The 19,961-nt window shown below is 54.3% G+C and carries 14 protein-coding genes and 1 pseudogene; 11 read left to right on the top strand and 4 right to left on the bottom strand.

The genetic code is table 11. The annotated features are described in order from the left end of the window. From rpoN to yrbL, 6 genes are all read left to right on the top strand, one after another. Complete coding sequence (gene rpoN / locus AC3G3F_RS08785) at positions 1–1,434, top strand: RNA polymerase factor sigma-54 (protein ID WP_023246381.1); 1,434 nt, start codon at positions 1–3, stop codon at positions 1,432–1,434. Between the two features lie 22 nt (positions 1,435–1,456). Next, positions 1,457–1,744, top strand: coding sequence for a ribosome hibernation promoting factor (gene hpf, locus AC3G3F_RS08790; RefSeq protein WP_001176589.1), 288 nt, complete (start codon positions 1,457–1,459; stop codon positions 1,742–1,744). A gap of 117 nt (positions 1,745–1,861) precedes the next feature. Beyond that, a complete protein-coding gene (ptsN, locus tag AC3G3F_RS08795) occupies positions 1,862–2,353 on the top strand; it encodes a PTS IIA-like nitrogen regulatory protein PtsN (RefSeq protein WP_000609332.1) in 492 nt (163 codons plus the stop codon). A gap of 45 nt (positions 2,354–2,398) precedes the next feature. Next, a complete protein-coding gene (gene rapZ, locus AC3G3F_RS08800; protein ID WP_000243747.1) occupies positions 2,399–3,253 on the top strand; it encodes an RNase adapter RapZ in 855 nt (284 codons plus the stop codon). Continuing rightward, positions 3,250–3,522, top strand: a complete 273-nt coding sequence (npr, locus tag AC3G3F_RS08805; protein ID WP_000216790.1) for a PTS phosphocarrier protein NPr — start codon at positions 3,250–3,252, stop codon at positions 3,520–3,522. The genes rapZ and npr overlap by 4 nt, the downstream gene beginning before the upstream one ends. Before the next feature lie 243 nt (positions 3,523–3,765). After that, positions 3,766–4,398 (top strand): PhoP regulatory network protein YrbL, encoded by a 633-nt coding sequence (gene yrbL / locus AC3G3F_RS08810; protein WP_023246380.1) that lies wholly within the window; start codon positions 3,766–3,768, stop codon positions 4,396–4,398. A 74-nt stretch (positions 4,399–4,472) separates the two neighbouring features. Here yrbL and mtgA read toward each other — a convergent pair whose 3' ends face one another. The 4 genes from mtgA to mnmL all read right to left on the bottom strand — a co-directional run bounded on the left by mtgA (position 4,473) and on the right by mnmL (position 9,437). After that, the gene (gene mtgA, locus AC3G3F_RS08815) at positions 4,473–5,201 is read right to left on the bottom strand and encodes a monofunctional biosynthetic peptidoglycan transglycosylase (RefSeq protein WP_023246379.1); all 729 of its coding nucleotides are present in this window, start codon (positions 5,199–5,201) and stop codon (positions 4,473–4,475) included. Beyond that, positions 5,198–5,851: an isoprenoid biosynthesis glyoxalase ElbB gene (elbB, locus tag AC3G3F_RS08820; RefSeq protein ID WP_023246378.1), complete on the bottom strand. Its 654-nt coding sequence runs from the start codon at positions 5,849–5,851 to the stop codon at positions 5,198–5,200. Before elbB ends, mtgA begins: the two co-directional genes overlap by 4 nt. A gap of 226 nt (positions 5,852–6,077) precedes the next feature. Then, entirely contained in the window at positions 6,078–8,414 is a 2,337-nt protein-coding gene (gene arcB / locus AC3G3F_RS08825; RefSeq protein ID WP_023246377.1) for an aerobic respiration two-component sensor histidine kinase ArcB, read from the bottom strand. Between the two features lie 93 nt (positions 8,415–8,507). Further along, positions 8,508–9,437 (bottom strand): tRNA modification radical SAM protein MnmL/YtqA, encoded by a 930-nt coding sequence (gene mnmL / locus AC3G3F_RS08830; RefSeq protein ID WP_053508291.1) that lies wholly within the window; start codon positions 9,435–9,437, stop codon positions 8,508–8,510. A 670-nt stretch (positions 9,438–10,107) separates the two neighbouring features. Between mnmL and gltB the strand changes: the two genes are divergently transcribed. The 5 genes and pseudogenes from gltB to AC3G3F_RS08855 all read left to right on the top strand — a co-directional run bounded on the left by gltB (position 10,108) and on the right by AC3G3F_RS08855 (position 19,938). After that, positions 10,108–14,568 (top strand): glutamate synthase large subunit, encoded by a 4,461-nt coding sequence (gltB, locus tag AC3G3F_RS08835; protein WP_023246375.1) that lies wholly within the window; start codon positions 10,108–10,110, stop codon positions 14,566–14,568. Between the two features lie 9 nt (positions 14,569–14,577). After that, complete coding sequence (gene gltD, locus AC3G3F_RS08840) at positions 14,578–15,996, top strand: glutamate synthase subunit GltD (RefSeq protein ID WP_023246374.1); 1,419 nt, start codon at positions 14,578–14,580, stop codon at positions 15,994–15,996. 204 nt (positions 15,997–16,200) lie between these two features. Next, positions 16,201–17,271, top strand: a pseudogene (locus AC3G3F_RS08845) (PDDEXK nuclease domain-containing protein). Between the two features lie 146 nt (positions 17,272–17,417). Further along, the gene (gene codB, locus AC3G3F_RS08850) at positions 17,418–18,668 is read left to right on the top strand and encodes a cytosine permease (RefSeq protein WP_023246373.1); all 1,251 of its coding nucleotides are present in this window, start codon (positions 17,418–17,420) and stop codon (positions 18,666–18,668) included. Further along, complete coding sequence (locus AC3G3F_RS08855; protein WP_023246372.1) at positions 18,658–19,938, top strand: cytosine deaminase; 1,281 nt, start codon at positions 18,658–18,660, stop codon at positions 19,936–19,938. Before codB ends, AC3G3F_RS08855 begins: the two co-directional genes overlap by 11 nt. The last annotated feature ends 23 nt before the right edge of the window (positions 19,939–19,961 follow it).

Below are 19,961 nucleotides of genomic sequence, written 5' to 3' on the forward strand. Positions count from 1 at the left end.
ATGAAGCAAGGTTTGCAACTCAGGCTTAGCCAACAACTGGCGATGACGCCTCAGCTACAACAGGCCATCCGTCTGTTGCAGTTGTCTACGCTGGAACTTCAGCAGGAACTCCAGCAAGCGCTGGAAAATAACCCGCTGCTTGAGCAAACCGATCTTCATGACGAAATCGACACTCAGCAACCTCAGGATGACGATCCTCTCGATACCGCAGATGCGCTCGAACAGAAAGAGATGCCGGAAGAGCTGCCGCTTGACGCCAGTTGGGATGAAATTTACACCGCCGGGACGCCATCCGGCCCCAGCGGCGATTATATCGATGATGAACTGCCCGTCTATCAGGGCGAAACGACGCAGTCGTTGCAGGATTATCTGATGTGGCAGGTTGAGCTAACGCCCTTCTCGGACACCGATCGCGCCATTGCGACATCCATTGTCGATGCGGTAGATGATACCGGTTATCTCACCGTATCCCTGGATGAAATTCGCGAAAGCATGGGCGATGAAGAGGTAGATCTTGATGAAGTCGAAGCCGTCCTGAAGCGTATTCAGCGTTTTGATCCGGTGGGCGTTGCGGCGAAAGATCTTCGCGACTGTCTGCTGATCCAGCTTTCACAATTCGACAAATCCACGCCGTGGCTGGAAGAGGCGCGGCTCATTATCTGCGATCACCTTGATCTGCTGGCCAACCACGATTTCCGCACGTTGATGCGCGTTACCCGACTGAAAGAAGAGGTACTGAAAGAGGCGGTAAACCTGATTCAGTCGCTCGATCCCAGACCCGGTCAGTCGATCCAGACCGGCGAGCCGGAGTACGTTATCCCGGATGTGCTGGTACGCAAGCATAACGGCCGCTGGACGGTGGAGCTTAATAGCGACAGTATTCCCCGTTTACAGATTAACCAGCACTATGCCGCCATGTGCAACAGCGCGCGCAACGATACCGACAGCCAGTTCATCCGCAGTAATTTACAGGATGCGAAGTGGCTGATAAAAAGCCTTGAAAGCCGCAACGACACGCTGCTGCGTGTCAGTCGCTGCATCGTCGAGCAACAGCAAGCCTTTTTTGAACAGGGCGAAGAATATATGAAACCGATGGTACTGGCGGATATCGCCCAGGCCGTCGAGATGCACGAATCCACCATATCCCGCGTGACCACGCAGAAGTATCTGCACAGCCCGCGCGGTATTTTTGAACTCAAATATTTCTTTTCCAGCCACGTCAATACCGAAGGCGGAGGCGAAGCCTCTTCCACCGCGATTCGCGCGCTGGTGAAGAAGTTAATTGCGGCGGAAAACCCCGCGAAACCGCTGAGCGACAGCAAGTTAACCTCTCTGCTGTCAGAACAGGGTATCATGGTGGCGCGCCGCACTGTTGCGAAGTACCGAGAGTCTTTATCCATTCCGCCGTCAAACCAACGCAAACAGCTGGTTTGACCCAACCGATAAGGAAGACACTATGCAGCTCAATATCACCGGACATAACGTCGAAATTACTGAAGCCCTGCGTGAATTTGTGACGACGAAATTCGCCAAACTTGAACAGTATTTTGAGCGGATTAATCAGGTATACGTGGTGTTGAAAGTGGAGAAGGTCACGCACATCTCGGATGCGACGCTACACGTTAACGGCGGCGAAATTCACGCCAGCGCGGAAGGCCAGGATATGTATGCCGCCATTGACGGCTTGATTGATAAACTGGCAAGGCAGTTAACCAGGCATAAAGATAAACTGAAACAACACTAATTGTCCGGGCAGTTAGCCAGTGCAGGACGGCCTGTTGTGTGACACAACGGGCCATTTGTACAGTTAGCGCTCCGAACCTGGCCATCAACCTGACAGGACAGGTTCTTAGGTGAAATTATGATAAATAACGATACGACTCTACAACTGAGCAGTGTACTTAACCAGGAGTGTACGCGTAGCGGCGTTCATTGTCAGAGTAAGAAACGCGCGCTGGAAATCATCAGCGAACTGGCGGCAAAACAGCTCAGTTTACCTCCTCAGGTCGTGTTTGAAGCCATTCTGACACGCGAAAAAATGGGCAGTACCGGTATTGGTAATGGTATCGCCATCCCGCACGGGAAACTGGAAGAAGATACCTTACGCGCCGTCGGCGTGTTCGTTCAGCTCGAAACGCCTATCGCGTTCGATGCCATCGATAACCAGCCGGTCGATCTCCTCTTCGCCCTGCTGGTGCCCGCCGATCAGACTAAAACGCATCTGCATACGCTGTCGCTGGTCGCGAAACGTCTGGCGGATAAAACGATCTGCCGCCGCCTGCGCGCGGCGCTGAATGATGAAGAGCTGTATCAAATCATTACTGACACCGAAGGTGAGCAGAATGAGGCATAACAACTCAATGGCATTTCTTTCTGTCGTTGTGAGGAGAAACGGTACATGGTACTGATGATCGTCAGCGGGCGTTCCGGATCAGGTAAATCTGTCGCTCTACGCGCGCTGGAAGATATGGGTTTTTACTGCGTGGATAACCTTCCCGTCGTGCTGTTGCCCGATCTGGCGCGAACACTGGCCGATCGCCAGATTTCCGCCGCCGTCAGCATTGATGTGCGCAATATGCCTGAATCACCTGAGATTTTTGAACAGGCGATGAATAATCTGCCTGACGCTTTCTCGCCGCAATTGCTGTTTCTTGACGCCGACCGCAATACCTTGATTCGCCGCTACAGCGACACGCGACGTCTGCATCCGCTTTCCAGCAAAAACCTTTCTTTAGAGAGTGCGATCGATAAAGAGAGCGACCTGCTGGAGCCATTACGTTCTCGTGCGGATCTAATCGTCGACACTTCGGAAATGTCCGTTCATGAGCTGGCGGAGATGCTGCGTACCCGGCTGTTGGGCAAACGCGAGCGCGAACTGACGATGGTATTTGAGTCCTTCGGCTTTAAACATGGTATCCCAATCGATGCGGACTATGTGTTCGATGTTCGCTTCCTGCCCAACCCGCACTGGGACCCAAAACTGCGCCCCATGACCGGGCTTGATAAGCCGGTAGCCGCATTTCTTGACCGGCACACAGAAGTTCACAATTTTATCTATCAAACTCGCAGCTATCTTGAGCTATGGTTACCGATGCTGGAGACCAACAACCGCAGCTACCTTACCGTCGCTATTGGTTGTACCGGCGGGAAACACCGTTCGGTGTATATTGCAGAACAGCTGGCAGACTACTTCCGCTCGCGCGGTAAAAACGTCCAGTCTCGCCATCGCACGCTGGAAAAACGCAAAACATGACCGTAAAGCAAACTGTTGAAATTACCAATAAGCTGGGCATGCATGCCCGGCCTGCCATGAAGCTTTTCGAACTGATGCAGGGTTTTGACGCCGAGGTGCTATTACGCAATGACGAAGGCACCGAAGCGGAAGCGAACAGCGTCATCGCGCTGTTAATGCTCGATTCAGCCAAAGGACGCCAGATAGAAATTGAAGCCACCGGCCCGCAAGAAGTTGAAGCGTTGGCGGCGGTTATCGCTCTGTTCAATTCCGGCTTTGACGAAGACTAAGCCTCCCCCTCTATTCCATATTTCCCCCACGCCGTCCCGGTATTTGATGACAGCCAACCCAAAGCCGGGCATGTTACGCCTGCCAATTGTCCCGCAGTCCCACCCTTTCGTAAGATTTGTACATTTCGTGCGTTTTACCTATGCATAAAAACATTAAGAAAACCTTAAAAAATTTCGTTTGGGTTTTATTTAAATTCTTTGTCCATACTAAATTTATGTGAATAAAATTTTCCAGGACTCGCCATGATCCCCTTATCCGAACAGACTCCGCTGGGCGCCGGTCGACATCGTAAATGCTATATGCACCCGGATAATGCCCGGCGCTGCATAAAGGTTATTTACAACCGTGAGCACGGCGGCGATAAAGAGATTCGGCGTGAACTGAGCTACTATGCGCGTCTGTCCCGCTACCTGACAGACTGGAGCGCTATCCCCCGTTATTACGGCACGGTGGAAACCGATTGCGGTACTGGCTATGTCTACGACATGATTACCGATTTCAACGGCGCGCCATCTATCACCCTGACCGAGTTCGCTGCGCAATGCCGTTATGAAGAGGATGTCGCCGTCCTGCGCCAGCTACTGAAGAAACTGAAACGTTACCTGTTTGATAATCATATTGTGACAATGTCGCTGAAGCCGCAAAACGTCCTGTGCCAGCGAATCAGCGAGTCAGAAGTAGTGCCGGTGGTTTGTGACAATCTGGGTGAAAGTACCTTTATCCCGCTGGCGACCTGGTCAACATGGTGCTGTGAACGCAAACTGGAGAGAGTGTGGCAGCGGTTTATCGCCCAGCCTGCGCTGGTCGTTGCCCTGGAGAGGAACGCGCAGCCAAAAGACAAGAAAGGGCTGGCGCTCACTTCGCGCGAAGCTTAATGGCCTGTGCTTATCAGGCCTGGACGACACGGATCGTAGGCCGGATAAGACGTTCACGTCGCCATCCGGCAAAATCAATTAAGCTGGTTGCGCGTCATAAAAGCTTCCCCGCCCAGTTGGCGCATCTGGCGCAATATCCACGCCTGTCGACTACGCACATAGCCGGAAGGCGCATTCGCCTTATAGCGTAACGGATTTGGCAATACGGCCGCCAGCAACGCGGCTTCGGGCATACTTAAGCGGCTGGCGGGCTTATTGAAATATCGCCAGGCCGCAGCCTCCACGCCGAAAATACCATCGCCAAACTCCGCGATATTCAGATAAACCGTGAGGATGCGCTTTTTGCTCCAGACGGTTTCAATGCCCAGAGTCAGCCCGGCCTCCAGACCTTTGCGCACCCAACTTCGTCCATCCCATAAAAAGAGATTTTTCGCCGTTTGCTGCGAAAGCGTGGAGGCGCCACGAATACGGCTCTCATTCCGCTCATTATGCGCCAGCGCTTTTTCAATCGCCGGAACATCAAAGCCCCAATGCTCAGGGAACTTCTGGTCTTCCGCCGCAATTACCGCCAGCCCCATCCACGGCGAGATATCTGCCATGCTGACCCAGTCAGAACGCGCCACATACCCGAACTCTCCGCTCAGCCAGGCGCTAATCTGCCGTTCCGCCATCACCGCCGAAAAAGGCACCGGAACCACGCTAAACAGAGCAATACCGCCGCCCCAAAAGACGGCGAGCGCAACAAGAGTACGTAAAAGTAGACGGCGCAAAAACGTTAACGGCGCGATGCGTCGTTTGCTCATTCCGCCAGAACCAGCACGCGCGACACTAATTTATCAATGCCGCTTGCCGCCTGGGCGATATCCTGTGCCAACATATAGGCAGGGGTGGTCACGACCTTGTTATCCTCGTCCACAACGATATCATCAACCGGGCAAGGTACGTGTTCGGCGCCCATCTCTTCAAGTACTTCAGCGGTATCAATATCCGTCCCTATCGTCAGACGTAACGGGAAGTCAAAGATTTTCGGCAACATTGCGGGCGCGATACAGATGAATCCCAGCGGCTTGCCGGTCTGGTGCATGGCCTTCGCCAGCGCGGCTAAATCGCTATCCACACGGCATTCGCTCCCCCGGCTGGCGAAATTACTCAGGTTCTTCGCCGCGCCGAAACCACCAGGCACAATGAGCGCATCCAGTTCCTCTGGCTGAGCCTGGGACAGGGGACGAATCTCGCCCCGCGTAATACGCGCCGCCTCAATCAGGACATTACGCGTTTCCGCCATCGCTTCGCCGGTCAGGTGATTAATGACATCCGCTTGTGGTTTATCCGGCGCGAAGCAGACAGCCTGCGCGCCGCTGCGGGCAATGGCCAACAACGTCAGAACGGCCTCATGAATTTCGGCGCCGTCATAGACGCCGCATCCGCTGAGCACTACGCCAATTTTTTTCATGGTGAACATCCTCCTGCAACCGACTCAAGCCCATTAATAATTTTGATTAAAATGCTACGCTTCACACATTTAAATGATTCATGTAACAAATCATTTAGGATTTGCTATCTTAACTGCGTGCGGCCTGAAAATAGGACTGCGCCTTTTACATCATCATAATAAGCACGGCGCAGCCACGATTTCCCTGGTGTTGGCGCAGTATTCGCGCACCCCGGTCAAACCGGGGTCATTTTTTTTCCGCGTTTGCCACCCAGGCTTTCAGCACCGCGACGTCGTGCTGCCACTCCTGCTTCATCTCTTCAATCCATTCTGCGACGTTATCTTCCCAGGCGGGAAGATCCGGCGACTGGATTTGCTGGCCAAGCTGCTGCAGATGACGCAGCCCTACCGAACCAGCGGCGCCTTTAATCTTATGCCCTTCCTCAACGACGCCTTTTTTGTCACGCGCCGTCAGATTGGACTCCAGCACGCTTAAATAGCCAGGCATCATTTTTTCAAACACTGCGAGACCGTCGGTGATCAATTTAGGCCCGACCAGCTCGATGTACTGTTCCAGCATCGGGATATCCAGTAGCGCTTGCGCTTTATCGCTCTCTTCAGGCGTCACGGTACTCTCCTCTTTATCGGTGGCATCCCAGAATTTTTTAATCATCGCAGTTAAGGCCGGCACCGACAGCGGCTTACTCAGCACATCGTCCATACCGGCGTCCAGATACTCTTTTTTATCTTTCAGAACGTTAGCCGTGAGCGCCACCAGCGGCGGTAAATCTTCCCGCGTGTGGCGACGGGTTAGTTCTCTGGCGATATCCAGACCCGTCATATCCGGTAGCTGAATATCCAGTAAGACCAGGTCGTATTCGCCCGGCACGAACATCTCCAGCGCCGCCTTGCCGGTCATCGCGACCTCCACGCTGTTACCCAGTTTTTCCAGTACCGAACGCGCCACGATCACGTTCAGTTCAATATCTTCGACCAGCAGAACATGCAGCGCGGGCAGCGGCATGTCGTCTTCATCAAAGGCGTCCTCCACCTCTTCCGCCACCGCTGGCGCATGAACCGTTAGCGTAAAGGTCGATCCTTTGCCCGGCAAACTGGAAACGGTAATATCGCCCCCCATATTTTTCGCCAGCCGACGGGAGACCGCCAGCCCGATACCAGTACCCGTCGCCGGTTTACCGCCATGACTGTCTTTCACCTGATAATACATGGCGAAAATTTTATCCTGCTCATCCTGCGGAATGCCGATCCCGGAATCTTCTACTTCAAAGTGCAGCATGTCGCCTTCCTCATAGCGCGCCCGCACCGTAACCTGGCCCTGCTGAGTAAACTTCACCGCATTGCTGATCAAATTCCACAGAATCTGGCGCAGACGCGTTCCGTCGGTAATGACTTTGTGCGGCAGCGGCAACGTCGGCTCAAGCACAAAACGTAGACCTTTTTGCTGCGCCTGCAAACCGGAAAGGTTTTCCAGATCGGCCATAAAGCTGGTGAAATCAACCGGTTGGTTATCAAGCTGAACCTTACGCCGTTCCATCTTATCCATGTCAATGATATCATTGAAAATATTGCCTAACGTCACGGCGGAGACATGGATCGTCTTAAGGTATTTTTCCTGTTCGGCGGTGAGATCGGTATCCAGCAGGATGCGGCTTAAACCGACGATGCCGTTAAGCGGGGTACGCAGTTCATGGCTGATCGTAGAGATAAACGTGGTCTTGTCGCGGCTGGCGCGTTCAAGCGCGTCCTGATAACGCTTACGCTCGGTAATATCACGGCCAAATCCCATCAGGCCATGACGTTTACCGACACGGTCATAATAAGGCACTTTACGAATTTCAAAGCAGGCTTTCCGTCCGTCCGGGTAATCCAGCCACTGTTCGTAGGTCAGAGAGACGTTATGGCGGAATACTTTTTCATCGGTTTCAATGACTTTCTCCGCCGCTTCGGGAGAGTACACATCTTCCGGCTTCAAATGCACCAACTGTTTTTCACTCTTGCCGGTTAGCAATTCCATTGCGCGGTTACAGCCGGAAAATTCTTTATCCTCATTACGATAAAAAACCAAATCCGGCGAGGCGTCCAGAAATGAGCGCAAAAAAGAGGATTGCTGTTCTAGCTGGATTTGCGCCTCTTCACGCTCTTTAATTTCTACTTTTAGCTGTTCAAATGTCTCATGTAGCTCCGCTTCCGCTTTTTCGCGATCGGCAATTTCCTGATTAAGCTGGGCAATATTGTCCTTCAACTGTACGTTAAGCTTGAGATCGCGCTCGCGCATCTCCTCCAGCTTTTGCACCAGACGCGACAGTCGCTGCCTTGACTCTTCCAGTTGTTCAACAACAACCGATAAGAAATAGACCGCCCAGGGCGTAATTAACAGGCCAAAAAAGATAGAACGAATGACGTCGATACTTTCGACCTGACCATGCAGCACCATGGTCACTGCCATCTGCACGACAATCGCCAGCACCACCAACGCCAACGCCAGGAGCATGGAAAAGCGCACCAGACCCAGTTTCATCATCAGGTCGACATAGTATTGCGCCAGCATACGAATTTGCTTCATAGAGGATTCCTTCACCACAACTTCGCACATAATACCCAATTATGAGAACCGCGTTGAATATTGTGCGAAATATGCGTAGCGCCCCTCATCACGCTACGCTATGGGAGGTATCCAGGGACGGGCCAGCGCAGATCCCTGTACGCCATGCTCATTCAGGTATTTGTCCAACTCAACCATCCCCGTCCAGCGATTCTCGCACCACAGAGGGGCGAGCAGCGTCGGACGGCGCGCGCTGGCGGAAATCCGGTGATAAATCACCTCCGGCGGCGTATGACGAATCATCTCCCCTGCCGTTAGCGTGTAATCGTCCAGCGCAATGCCGTTCAGCCTCCCCGACTCCCAGGCTTTCGCCATAATACTGCCTTTGACGATATGCAGCGGGTGCAGTTTAATGCCGTCCACGCCCGTTTCCACAACGCGAGTCAGCGTTTGCAGGCATTCACTTTGCCCCTCGCCCGGCAGCCCCACAATCAGATGCGCGCACACTTTCAACCCGCTCTCACGGGCAATCCGGGTGGTACGTTGATAGCAGGCGAAGTCATGCCCGCGATTAATACGGCGCAGCGTTTTATCGTGCGCGGTTTGCAGTCCCAGTTCCAGCCACACCTCATAGCCTTGATCTTTATATTCACACAATAAATCTACTACCGCCTGCGGTACGCAATCCGGACGCGTACCGACGCATAATCCGACGATGCTGGCCTGACTGACGGCCTGTTGATACATGGAACGTAGCACCTGCACTTCTGCAAAGGTGCTGGTGTAGGCCTGGAAATAGGCCAGATAGCGTTTAGCGCGGTTCACCAGATGCGCCTGATGCGCAAGCTGCTCGGCAATCGAATGATGCTGCTGCGCCTCATCGGCAAAAGAGGCGACATTACAGAAGGTGCAGCCGCCGCGCCCGATGGTGCCGTCGCGATTAGGGCAGCTAAAACCGCCATGAAGCGTCAGCTTATGAACCTTTTGCCCATACCGACGTAAAAGATCCCCACCAAACATATTGACTAATTTCTGTAACTGCATAATCTGATAGACCGCCTCTTAAAAAGAGGCCAAAGCCTGCCATTTTTAGCCTCCTTTGGCGATGACCTGGATCAATCGCCCCGGAAGGCGTTTACTTATTGCATAATAAAGCAAAATAAACGATATTTCATTCATAAAACTGCTGATGATTTTTTCTGATATTCCCCTCTTTTTTCAACGTCTGAAGGTTCGTCGATAAAAACAGTAGCATTAAATGCCGCTTATACTTAAATCAGCATAAAATGCTAAGATTTTTGGAAAAACAAGGTCAGACAGGACCTGACAAGCGGCTCTTATAGTGAGACAGATCACAGGATTTCTGCCGCTCCGCTTTGGCCGCCTTTCTATAAAAACCTTTTAATTTCAATGGATTCAAAAAGTTATCTGTACTACAGCACACTTTTGCATAAATCAGTTTGCCATTTGACCTGGGTGTGGATTCCCGATAAGTTGGGAATCCGCTGGAAGCTTTCTGGATGAGCCGTCTGCTCATCATATTTATGCAGTAATTGAGATTCCCTCTTAACCGTATTTACCAATGCGAAAAGGACATAAAGAGGGCGAATGCGAGGTAAGCGTATGATGCGCCAGCCCCGTCGCCATGCTCTTGCTGTGCCCGCGCGCCATCGGTTGGGAGAGCGTCCCGTAGAGCCTGGGGAGGTTCACTGATATGTTGTACGATAAATCCCTTGAGAAGGATAACTGTGGTTTCGGCCTGATCGCCCACATAGAAGGCGAACCTAGCCACAAGGTAGTGCGTACCGCCATACACGCGCTGGCCCGCATGCAGCACCGTGGCGCGATCCTTGCCGACGGTAAAACCGGCGACGGTTGCGGCTTGCTATTACAAAAACCTGACCGTTTCTTTCGCATCGTGGCCGAAGAGCGCGGCTGGCGCTTAGCCAAAAACTACGCCGTCGGGATGATCTTTTTGAATAAAGATCCTGAACTGGCCGCCGCGTCACGCCATATTGTCGAAGAAGAATTACAACAGGAAACCCTGTCGATTGTCGGCTGGCGCGATGTACCAACCAATGAAGGCGTGCTCGGTGAAATCGCCCTCTCCTCCCTGCCGCGTATTGAGCAGATTTTTGTCAACGCTCCGGCGGGCTGGCGTCCGCGCGATATGGAGCGCCGTCTGTTTATCGCCCGCCGCCGCATTGAAAAGCGCTTGCAGGACGACAAAGATTTCTACGTGTGCAGCCTGTCGAACCTGGTCAACATTTATAAAGGTCTGTGTATGCCGGCGGATCTGCCGCGCTTCTACCTGGATCTCGCGGATCTGCGTCTGGAATCGGCTATCTGCCTGTTCCACCAGCGCTTTTCCACTAACACCGTGCCGCGCTGGCCGCTGGCGCAGCCGTTCCGCTACCTGGCGCACAACGGCGAGATTAACACCATTACCGGCAACCGCCAGTGGGCGCGCGCCCGTACCTATAAATTCCAGACGCCGCTGATCCCAGATTTACAGTCCGCCGCGCCGTTTGTTAACGAAACCGGTTCGGATTCCAGCTCGCTGGACAATATGCTGGAACTGCTGCTGGCAGGCGGGATGGACATCATCCGCGCCATGCGCCTGTTGGTGCCGCCCGCCTGGCAGAACAACCCGGATATGGACCCGGATCTGCGCGCCTTCTTCGACTTTAACTCCATGCACATGGAGCCGTGGGACGGCCCGGCAGGCATCGTGATGTCCGACGGGCGCTTCGCCGCTTGTAACCTCGACCGTAACGGCCTGCGCCCGGCACGCTATGTCATCACCAAAGACAAGCTGATCACCTGCGCCTCGGAAGTCGGTATCTGGGACTATCAGCCGGATGAAGTGGTCGAGAAAGGTCGCGTCGGTCCCGGCGAGCTGATGGTGATCGACACCCGCGGGGGACGTATCCTGCATTCCGCGGAAACTGATGACGATCTAAAAAGTCGCCATCCGTATAAAGCGTGGATGGAAAAGAATGTCCGCCGTCTGGTGCCATTTGAAGATCTGCCGGATGAAGAAGTCGGTAGCCGCGAACTGGACGACGACCTGCTTGCCAGCTATCAGAAACAGTTTAACTACAGCGCCGAAGAGCTGGACTCGGTTATCCGCGTGTTAGGTGAAAACGGCCAGGAAGCAGTTGGCTCAATGGGCGACGATACCCCCTTTGCCGTGCTCTCCAGCCAGCCGCGTATTATTTACGACTACTTCCGCCAACAGTTCGCGCAGGTCACTAACCCGCCTATCGACCCGCTGCGTGAAGCGCACGTCATGTCGCTCGCCACCAGCATCGGTCGCGAAATGAACGTCTTCTGCGAAGCGGAAGGTCAGGCCCATCGCCTGAGTTTTAAATCGCCGATCCTGCTGTACTCCGATTTCAAACAGCTCACCACCATGACCGAGCATCACTACCGCGCCGACTGGCTTGACATTACCTTTGATGTCACCGAAACCTCGCTGGATGCGACGGTCAAAGCACTGTGCGATAAAGCGGAACAGATGGTGCGTAATGGCACCGTGCTGCTGGTCCTCTCGGATCGCAATATCGGTAAGAATCGCCTGCCGGTACCCGCGCCGATGGCGGTGGGCGCGGTGCAGACGCGTCTGGTAGAACAAAGCCTGCGCTGCGACGCCAACATCATCGTAGAAACCGGAAGCGCCCGCGATCCGCACCACTTTGCGGTGCTGCTGGGCTTTGGCGCGACGGCCATCTATCCGTATCTGGCCTACGAAACGCTGGGGCGTCTGATTGATACCCAGGCCATCGCCAAAAACTACCGTACCGTGATGCAGAACTACCGTAACGGCATCAACAAAGGGCTGTACAAGATCATGTCCAAAATGGGCATTTCGACCATTGCCTCTTACCGCTGCTCCAAACTGTTTGAAGCGGTCGGGCTGCACGATGATGTGGTAAACCTGTGTTTCCAGGGCGTGGTCAGCCGTATCGGCGGCGCGAGCTTCGATGACTTCCAACAGGATCTGCTGAATCTCTCTAAACGCGCCTGGCTGGCGCGCAAACCCATTAGCCCTGGCGGCCTGCTGAAGTACGTCCACGGCGGCGAATATCACGCCTATAACCCGGACGTGGTGCGCACCCTGCAACAAGCGGTACAGAGCGGCGAATACAGCGATTACAAAGAATATGCCGAGCTGGTCAACAACCGCCCGGCGGCAACGCTGCGCGATCTGCTGGCGATACATCCAGACGGCGAGGCGATCGCTATCGACGAGGTTGAGCCCGCCAGTGAGCTGTTTAAACGCTTTGATACCGCAGCCATGTCTATCGGCGCATTAAGTCCGGAAGCGCACGAAGCGCTGGCGGAAGCGATGAACAGCCTCGGTGGCAACTCCAACTCCGGTGAAGGCGGTGAAGATCCGGCGCGCTACGGCACCAATAAAGTGTCGCGTATCAAACAGGTGGCCTCCGGTCGCTTTGGCGTGACGCCGGCCTACCTCGTGAATGCCGATGTGATTCAGATTAAAGTCGCGCAGGGCGCGAAGCCAGGCGAAGGCGGTCAGTTGCCGGGGGATAAAGTGACGCCATATATCGCCAAACTGCGCTATTCAGTACCGGGCGTGACGCTGATCTCCCCGCCGCCGCATCACGATATCTACTCTATCGAGGATTTAGCGCAGCTCATTTTCGACCTCAAACAGGTCAACCCGAAAGCGATGATCTCGGTGAAGCTGGTGTCCGAGCCGGGCGTCGGCACTATCGCTACCGGCGTGGCGAAAGCCTATGCGGATCTGATCACCATCGCCGGCTACGACGGCGGCACCGGTGCCAGCCCGCTCTCTTCCGTGAAATATGCGGGCTGTCCGTGGGAACTCGGACTTGTTGAAACCCAGCAGGCGCTGGTCGCCAATGGCTTGCGTCACAAGATTCGTCTGCAGGTCGATGGCGGCCTGAAAACTGGCGTAGACATCATTAAAGCGGCGATTCTCGGTGCGGAAAGTTTCGGCTTCGGCACCGGCCCGATGGTGGCGCTGGGCTGTAAATACCTGCGTATTTGTCATCTGAACAACTGCGCAACCGGCGTGGCGACGCAGGATGAAAAACTGCGTAAGAACCACTATCACGGTCTGCCGTTCAAAGTGACCAACTACTTTGAATTTATCGCCCGCGAAGTGCGCGAGCTGATGGCCGAACTGGGCGTGACCCGCCTGGTGGATTTGATTGGCCGCACCGACCTGCTTAAAGAGTTGGAGGGCTTCACCGCTAAACAGCAGAAGCTGGCGCTGTCTCGCCTGCTGGAAACCGCACAGCCGCATCCTGGCAAAGCGCTGTACTGCACCGAGAATAACCCGCCGTTTGATAACGGCGTGCTGAATGCGCAACTGTTGCAGCAGGCAAAACCGTTTGTTGATGCACGCCAGAGCAAAACCTTCTGGTTCGATATTCGCAACACCGATCGTTCCGTTGGGGCGTCGCTTTCCGGCTATATCGCGCAGACCCACGGCGATCAGGGGCTGGCTTCCGATCCGATTAAAGCGCACTTCAGCGGTACTGCAGGCCAGAGCTTCGGCGTGTGGAACGCGGGCGGCGTGGAGCTATATCTGACCGGCGATGCCAATGACTATGTCGGTAAAGGTATGGCGGGCGGTTTGATCGCCATCAGACCACCGGTAGGCTCCGCCTTCCTCAGTCATAAAGCCAGCATTATCGGCAACACCTGCCTGTATGGGGCGACCGGTGGCCGTCTGTACGCGGCGGGCCGCGCGGGCGAACGTTTCGGCGTGCGTAACTCCGGGGCGATTACCGTGGTAGAGGGCATCGGCGACAACGGCTGTGAATACATGACCGGCGGCATCGTCTGCGTGCTGGGTAAAACCGGCGTTAACTTCGGCGCGGGAATGACCGGCGGCTTCGCCTACGTGCTGGACGAAGACGGCGAATTCCGTAAACGCGTGAACCCGGAACTGGTGGAAGTACTGGACGTCGATTCGCTGGCTATCCACGAAGAGCATCTGCGCGGCCTGATCACCGAGCACGTGCAACATACTGGTTCGCAACGCGGCGAAGAGATCCTGTCCAGGTGGTCAAGCTTCTCAACCCAATTCGCGTTAGTTAAACCCAAGTCCAGCGATGTCAAAGCCCTGTTGGGCCACCGTAGTCGTAGTGCGGCAGAATTGCGCGTGCAGGCGCAGTAAGGAATTGAAATGAGCCAGAATGTTTATCAATTTATCGACCTGCAGCGCGTTGATCCGCCGAAGAAACCGCTGAAGATCCGTAAGATCGAGTTTGTTGAAATCTACGAACCGTTTTCTGAAGGCCAGGCGAAAGCCCAGGCGGATCGCTGTTTATCCTGTGGTAACCCATACTGCGAGTGGAAATGCCCGGTACATAACTACATCCCAAACTGGCTGAAACTGGCTAACGAAGGGCGTATTTTTGAGGCGGCTGAGCTATCGCACCAGACTAACACTCTGCCGGAAGTGTGCGGCCGTGTCTGCCCGCAGGACCGTCTGTGCGAAGGTTCTTGTACGCTGCACGATGAGTTTGGCGCGGTGACCATCGGCAACATCGAACGTTATATCAATGATAAAGCGTTTGAGATGGGCTGGCGCCCGGATATGACCGGCGTGCGCCAGACTGACAAACGGGTAGCGATTATCGGCGCAGGCCCGGCAGGGCTGGCGTGCGCCGACGTGCTGACCCGCAACGGCGTGAAGGCGGTGGTCTTTGACCGCCATCCGGAAATCGGCGGCCTGCTGACCTTCGGTATTCCAGCTTTCAAACTGGAAAAAGAGGTGATGACCCGCCGCCGTGAAATCTTCACCGGCATGGGCATTGAGTTCAAACTCAATGTTGAAGTGGGCCGCGACGTCGAACTTGACGAGCTGTTGAAAGAGTACGACGCAGTGTTCCTTGGCGTCGGTACCTATCAGTCGATGCGCGGCGGGCTGGAAAATGAAAATGCGGACGGGGTTTTCGACGCTCTGCCGTTCCTTATCGCCAATACGAAGCAGATCATGGGGTTTGGCGAAACCAGTAACGAGCCATATGTCAGCATGGAAGGCAAACGCGTGGTGGTGCTGGGCGGCGGCGATACCGCAATGGACTGCGTGCGTACCTCCATTCGTCAGGGTGCCACGCACGTGACCTGTGCTTATCGTCGTGATGAGGAGAACATGCCGGGTTCCAGACGCGAAGTGAAAAACGCGCGCGAGGAAGGTGTCGAGTTCCAGTTTAACGTGCAGCCGCTGGGCATTGAAGTCAATGCCAACGGCAAAGTAAGCGGCGTAAAAATGGTGCGTACTGAAATGGGCGAACCGGACGCCAAAGGCCGTCGACGGGCGGAGATCGTCGCCGGCTCCGAGCATGTGGTTCCGGCTGATGCGGTGGTGATGGCGTTTGGTTTTCGTCCACACAGCATGGAATGGCTGGCGAAACACAGCGTGGAACTGGACTCGCAAGGACGAATTATCGCGCCGGAACGCAGCGATAATGCTTTCCAGACCAGCAACCCGAAAATCTTCGCCGGTGGCGACATCGTGCGCGGTTCCGATCTGGTGGTGACGGCAATTGCCGAAGGCCGTAAAGCGGCTGACGGGATTATGAACTACCTTGAAGTGTAACCCTTCCGGCTCCCCGGTTGATGCCTTGTGCTGGTGGCAGGAGAGATATTCTTCTCCTCAATATCTCTCCTGCCGGTTCTGGAAACCCGCTCGTAAATCGAGATGTAATACCATGTAAAATCCGTTCACGGATTGATCCGTTTACGCCTGAGGCGTATTGATAGCGTTCTAATTTCACATTGAAACTATCACGTAAGGGATGACATGACGAATCCAACTTTATCGCCACAGTCTGATGAATATCAGCAAATTCATGACGGCATCATCCGGCTAGTGGATACGGCCCGTACTGAGACCGTACGCAGTATCAATACCATCATGACCGCCACCTATTAGGAAATTGGCCGACGCATTGTCGAATTTGAACAGGGAGGAGAAGCGCGAGCGGCCTATGGTACTCAGCTTATCGAACGATTGGCGGTAGATTTAAGCCAGCGCTATAAGCGCGGTTTTTCCACCAGAAACCTATGGCAAATTCGTACATTTTATCTTTGTTTTCAACATATTGAAATTCCGCAGACACTGTCTGCGGAATCTAATAGCATACTGCTCGCCAAAACATTCCCTCTTCCCTGGTCAGCTTATGTGCGTCTGCTGTCGGTGAAAGATAACGATGCCCGCCGCTTCTATGAAAAAGAGACTTTACGTAACGGCTGGTCAGTTCGGCAGCTCGACAGGCAAATCGCGACTCAGTTTTACGAACGGACGCTGCTGTCATCTGACAAATTGTCCATGCTGCAGCAGGACGCGCCCGCCATCCCTGAGGGCTTACCCGAGCATTCTCTTCGCGATCCTTTTATTCTGGAATTCCTCAATCTAAAGGATGAGTATTCGGAATCTGACCTTGAAGAAGCACTGCTCAACCACCTGATGGACTTTATGCTGGAACTGGGCGACGATTTCGCCTTCGTGGGGCGTCAGCGTCGCTTACGGATTGACGATAACTGGTTCCGCGTTGATCTTCTATTTTTCCACCGCAAATTGCGCTGCCTGTTGGTGGTTGACCTGAAAGTAGGCAAATTCAGCTATAGCGATGCCGGGCAAATGAATATGTACCTGAACTATGCAAAAGAACACTGGACGATGCCGGGAGAAAACCCGCCCGTGGGATTGATTCTGTGTGCAGAAAAAGGCGCTGGCGAAGCTTACTATGCCCTGAACGGCTTGCCGAATACCGTGATGGCGAGTGAATACAAAGTGCAGCTACCTGATGAAAAGCTGCTGGCTGATGAACTTGTGCGCTCACAAAACCTGTTGGAGACGCGCAAATCATAATGCCAGAGACCGCCAGATATTATCCCCGATAACTCAAATATCGCCTCTTCACGATGCTATATGTAAATCCGTACGTAAACGTTTGCATTCATCAAAAAAATGTATATTATGCGGCGGATTTTTTGGCCAAATTTCAAGGAGGCGTTGTGTCGCAGGACAACAATTATAGCCAGGGGCCAGTTCCCCAGGCGGCGCGGAAAGGCGTGATTCCACTGACGTTTGTCATGTTGGGTTTAACGTTTTTTTCCGCCAGTATGTGGACCGGAGGGACGCTCGGCACCGGCCTTTCCTATCATGATTTCTTCCTCGCAGTTCTCTTCGGTAATCTCCTCCTCGGTATCTACACTGCATTTCTTGGCTACATCGGCGCAAAAACCGGACTCTCCACCCACCTCCTTGCACGTTACTCCTTTGGCGTTAAAGGCTCATGGCTTCCCTCCTTGCTGCTTGGCGGCACACAGGTAGGCTGGTTTGGCGTTGGCGTAGCGATGTTCGCTATTCCGGTCAGTAAAGCGACGGGCATTGATGCCAATATCCTGATTGCCGTTTCGGGTCTGCTGATGACCCTGACCATCTTTTTCGGCATCTCGGCGTTGACCATTTTGTCTATCATTGCCGTACCCGCGATCGTTATTCTGGGTAGCTACTCCGTCTGGCTGGCGGTCAGCGGCGTGGGTGGGCTGGAGCATTTAAAAACGATAATGCCGCAGACACCGCTGGATTTTTCCAGCGCGCTGGCGCTGGTGGTGGGATCATTTGTCAGCGCCGGTACATTGACCGCCGACTTCGTCCGCTTCGGGCGTCGTGCCAAAAGCGCCGTACTGATTGCGATGGTCGCTTTTTTCCTCGGTAACTCGCTGATGTTTATCTTTGGCGCGGCAGGCGCTGCCGCCGTCGGTCAGGCGGATATCTCTGACGTGATGATCGCGCAGGGGCTGTTGCTGCCCGCGATTGTGGTGCTCGGCCTGAATATCTGGACCACCAACGACAACGCGCTGTACGCATCGGGCCTGGGCTTCGCCAATATTACCGGCCTTTCCAGCCGCACGCTGTCGGTGGCTAACGGTATTATCGGTACCGTGTGCGCGCTGTGGCTTTACAATAATTTTGTCGGCTGGCTGACGTTCCTCTCATCTGCCATCCCACCGATTGGCGGGGTGATTATTGCCGACTACCTGTTAAACCGCCGCCGCTATGCCGACTTCAACACCGCGCGCTTTATTCCTGTTAACTGGATTGCTATTCTTTCCGTCGCGCTGGGCATCGCCGCCGGACATTATGTTCCAGGTATTGTGCCCGTCAACGCCGTACTCGGCGGCGTCTTCAGCTATATCTTGTTGAATCCACTTTGCAATCGCAGCTTTGCGAAATCCCCGGAGATCGGCCATGCAGAATAATTCCCTTACCATCCGTCAGGCGCGTCTGCAGGGGCGCGAAGGATTGTGGCAGCTCACGATTGAAAACGGTCGCTTTAGCCGTATTGAACCGCAGGAAGCGGCCTCGTTGGCGCAAGGCGAAGCGCTGGATGCCGAAGGTGGGCTGGTCATCCCGCCGTTTGTTGAGCCACATATTCACCTGGACACCACGCAAACCGCAGGCGAACCGAACTGGAATCAGTCGGGGACGCTGTTTGAAGGGATTGAGCGCTGGGCCGAACGTAAAGCGATGCTCACCCACGAAGACGTGAAGTCACGTGCGATGCAAACCCTCAAGTGGCAGATGGCCAACGGCATCCAGTATGTCCGTACTCACGTTGACGTTTCTGACCCGACGCTGACGGCACTGAAAGCGATGCTGGAAGTGAAGCAGGAGGTTGCGCCATGGGTAGACCTGCAAATCGTCGCCTTCCCGCAAGAAGGTATTCTTTCTTACCCCAACGGTGAAGCGCTGTTAGAGGAAGCCGTACGTTTGGGCGCTGACGTTATTGGCGCAATCCCGCACTTTGAGTTCACGCGGGAATATGGCGTTGAATCGCTGCACAAAACCTTCGCCCTGGCACAGAAATACGACAGACTGATCGATGTGCACTGCGACGAAATTGATGATGAGCAGTCTCGCTTTGTCGAAACGGTCGCGGCGCTGGCGCATCGCGATGGCATGGGCGCGCGCGTCACTGCCAGTCATACCACCGCAATGCACTCCTATAACGGCGCCTACGCTTCACGCCTGTTCCGCCTATTGAAAATGTCGGGGATTAACTTCATTGCTAACCCGCTGGTGAATATCCACTTGCAAGGGCGGTTTGATACCTATCCCAAGCGCCGCGGCGTAACCCGCGTGAAAGAGATGCTGGAGACGGGCATTAATGTCTGCTTTGGTCATGATGACGTATTCGATCCGTGGTATCCGCTGGGTACCGCCAATATGCTGCAGGTGCTACACATGGGGTTACACGTTTGCCAGTTGATGGGATACGGACAAATCAATGATGGGCTGAATTTGATCACCACCCACAGCGCGAAAACTCTGCATTTACCGGACTACGGCCTGAACGTCGGCAATTCCGCGAATCTGGTTATCTTACCGGCTGAGAATGGATTCGACGCGGTGCGCCGCCAGACGCCTGCCCGTTACTCGATTCGCCACGGGCGGGTTATTGCCGAGACGGTGCCGAGCCAGACAACGCTGCACCTGACCCAGCCGGAAGCCGTGACGTTTAAGCGCTAACCGACACCTTCACAACGCAGCCC

Source organism: Salmonella sp. FC25216, assembly GCF_057751355.1.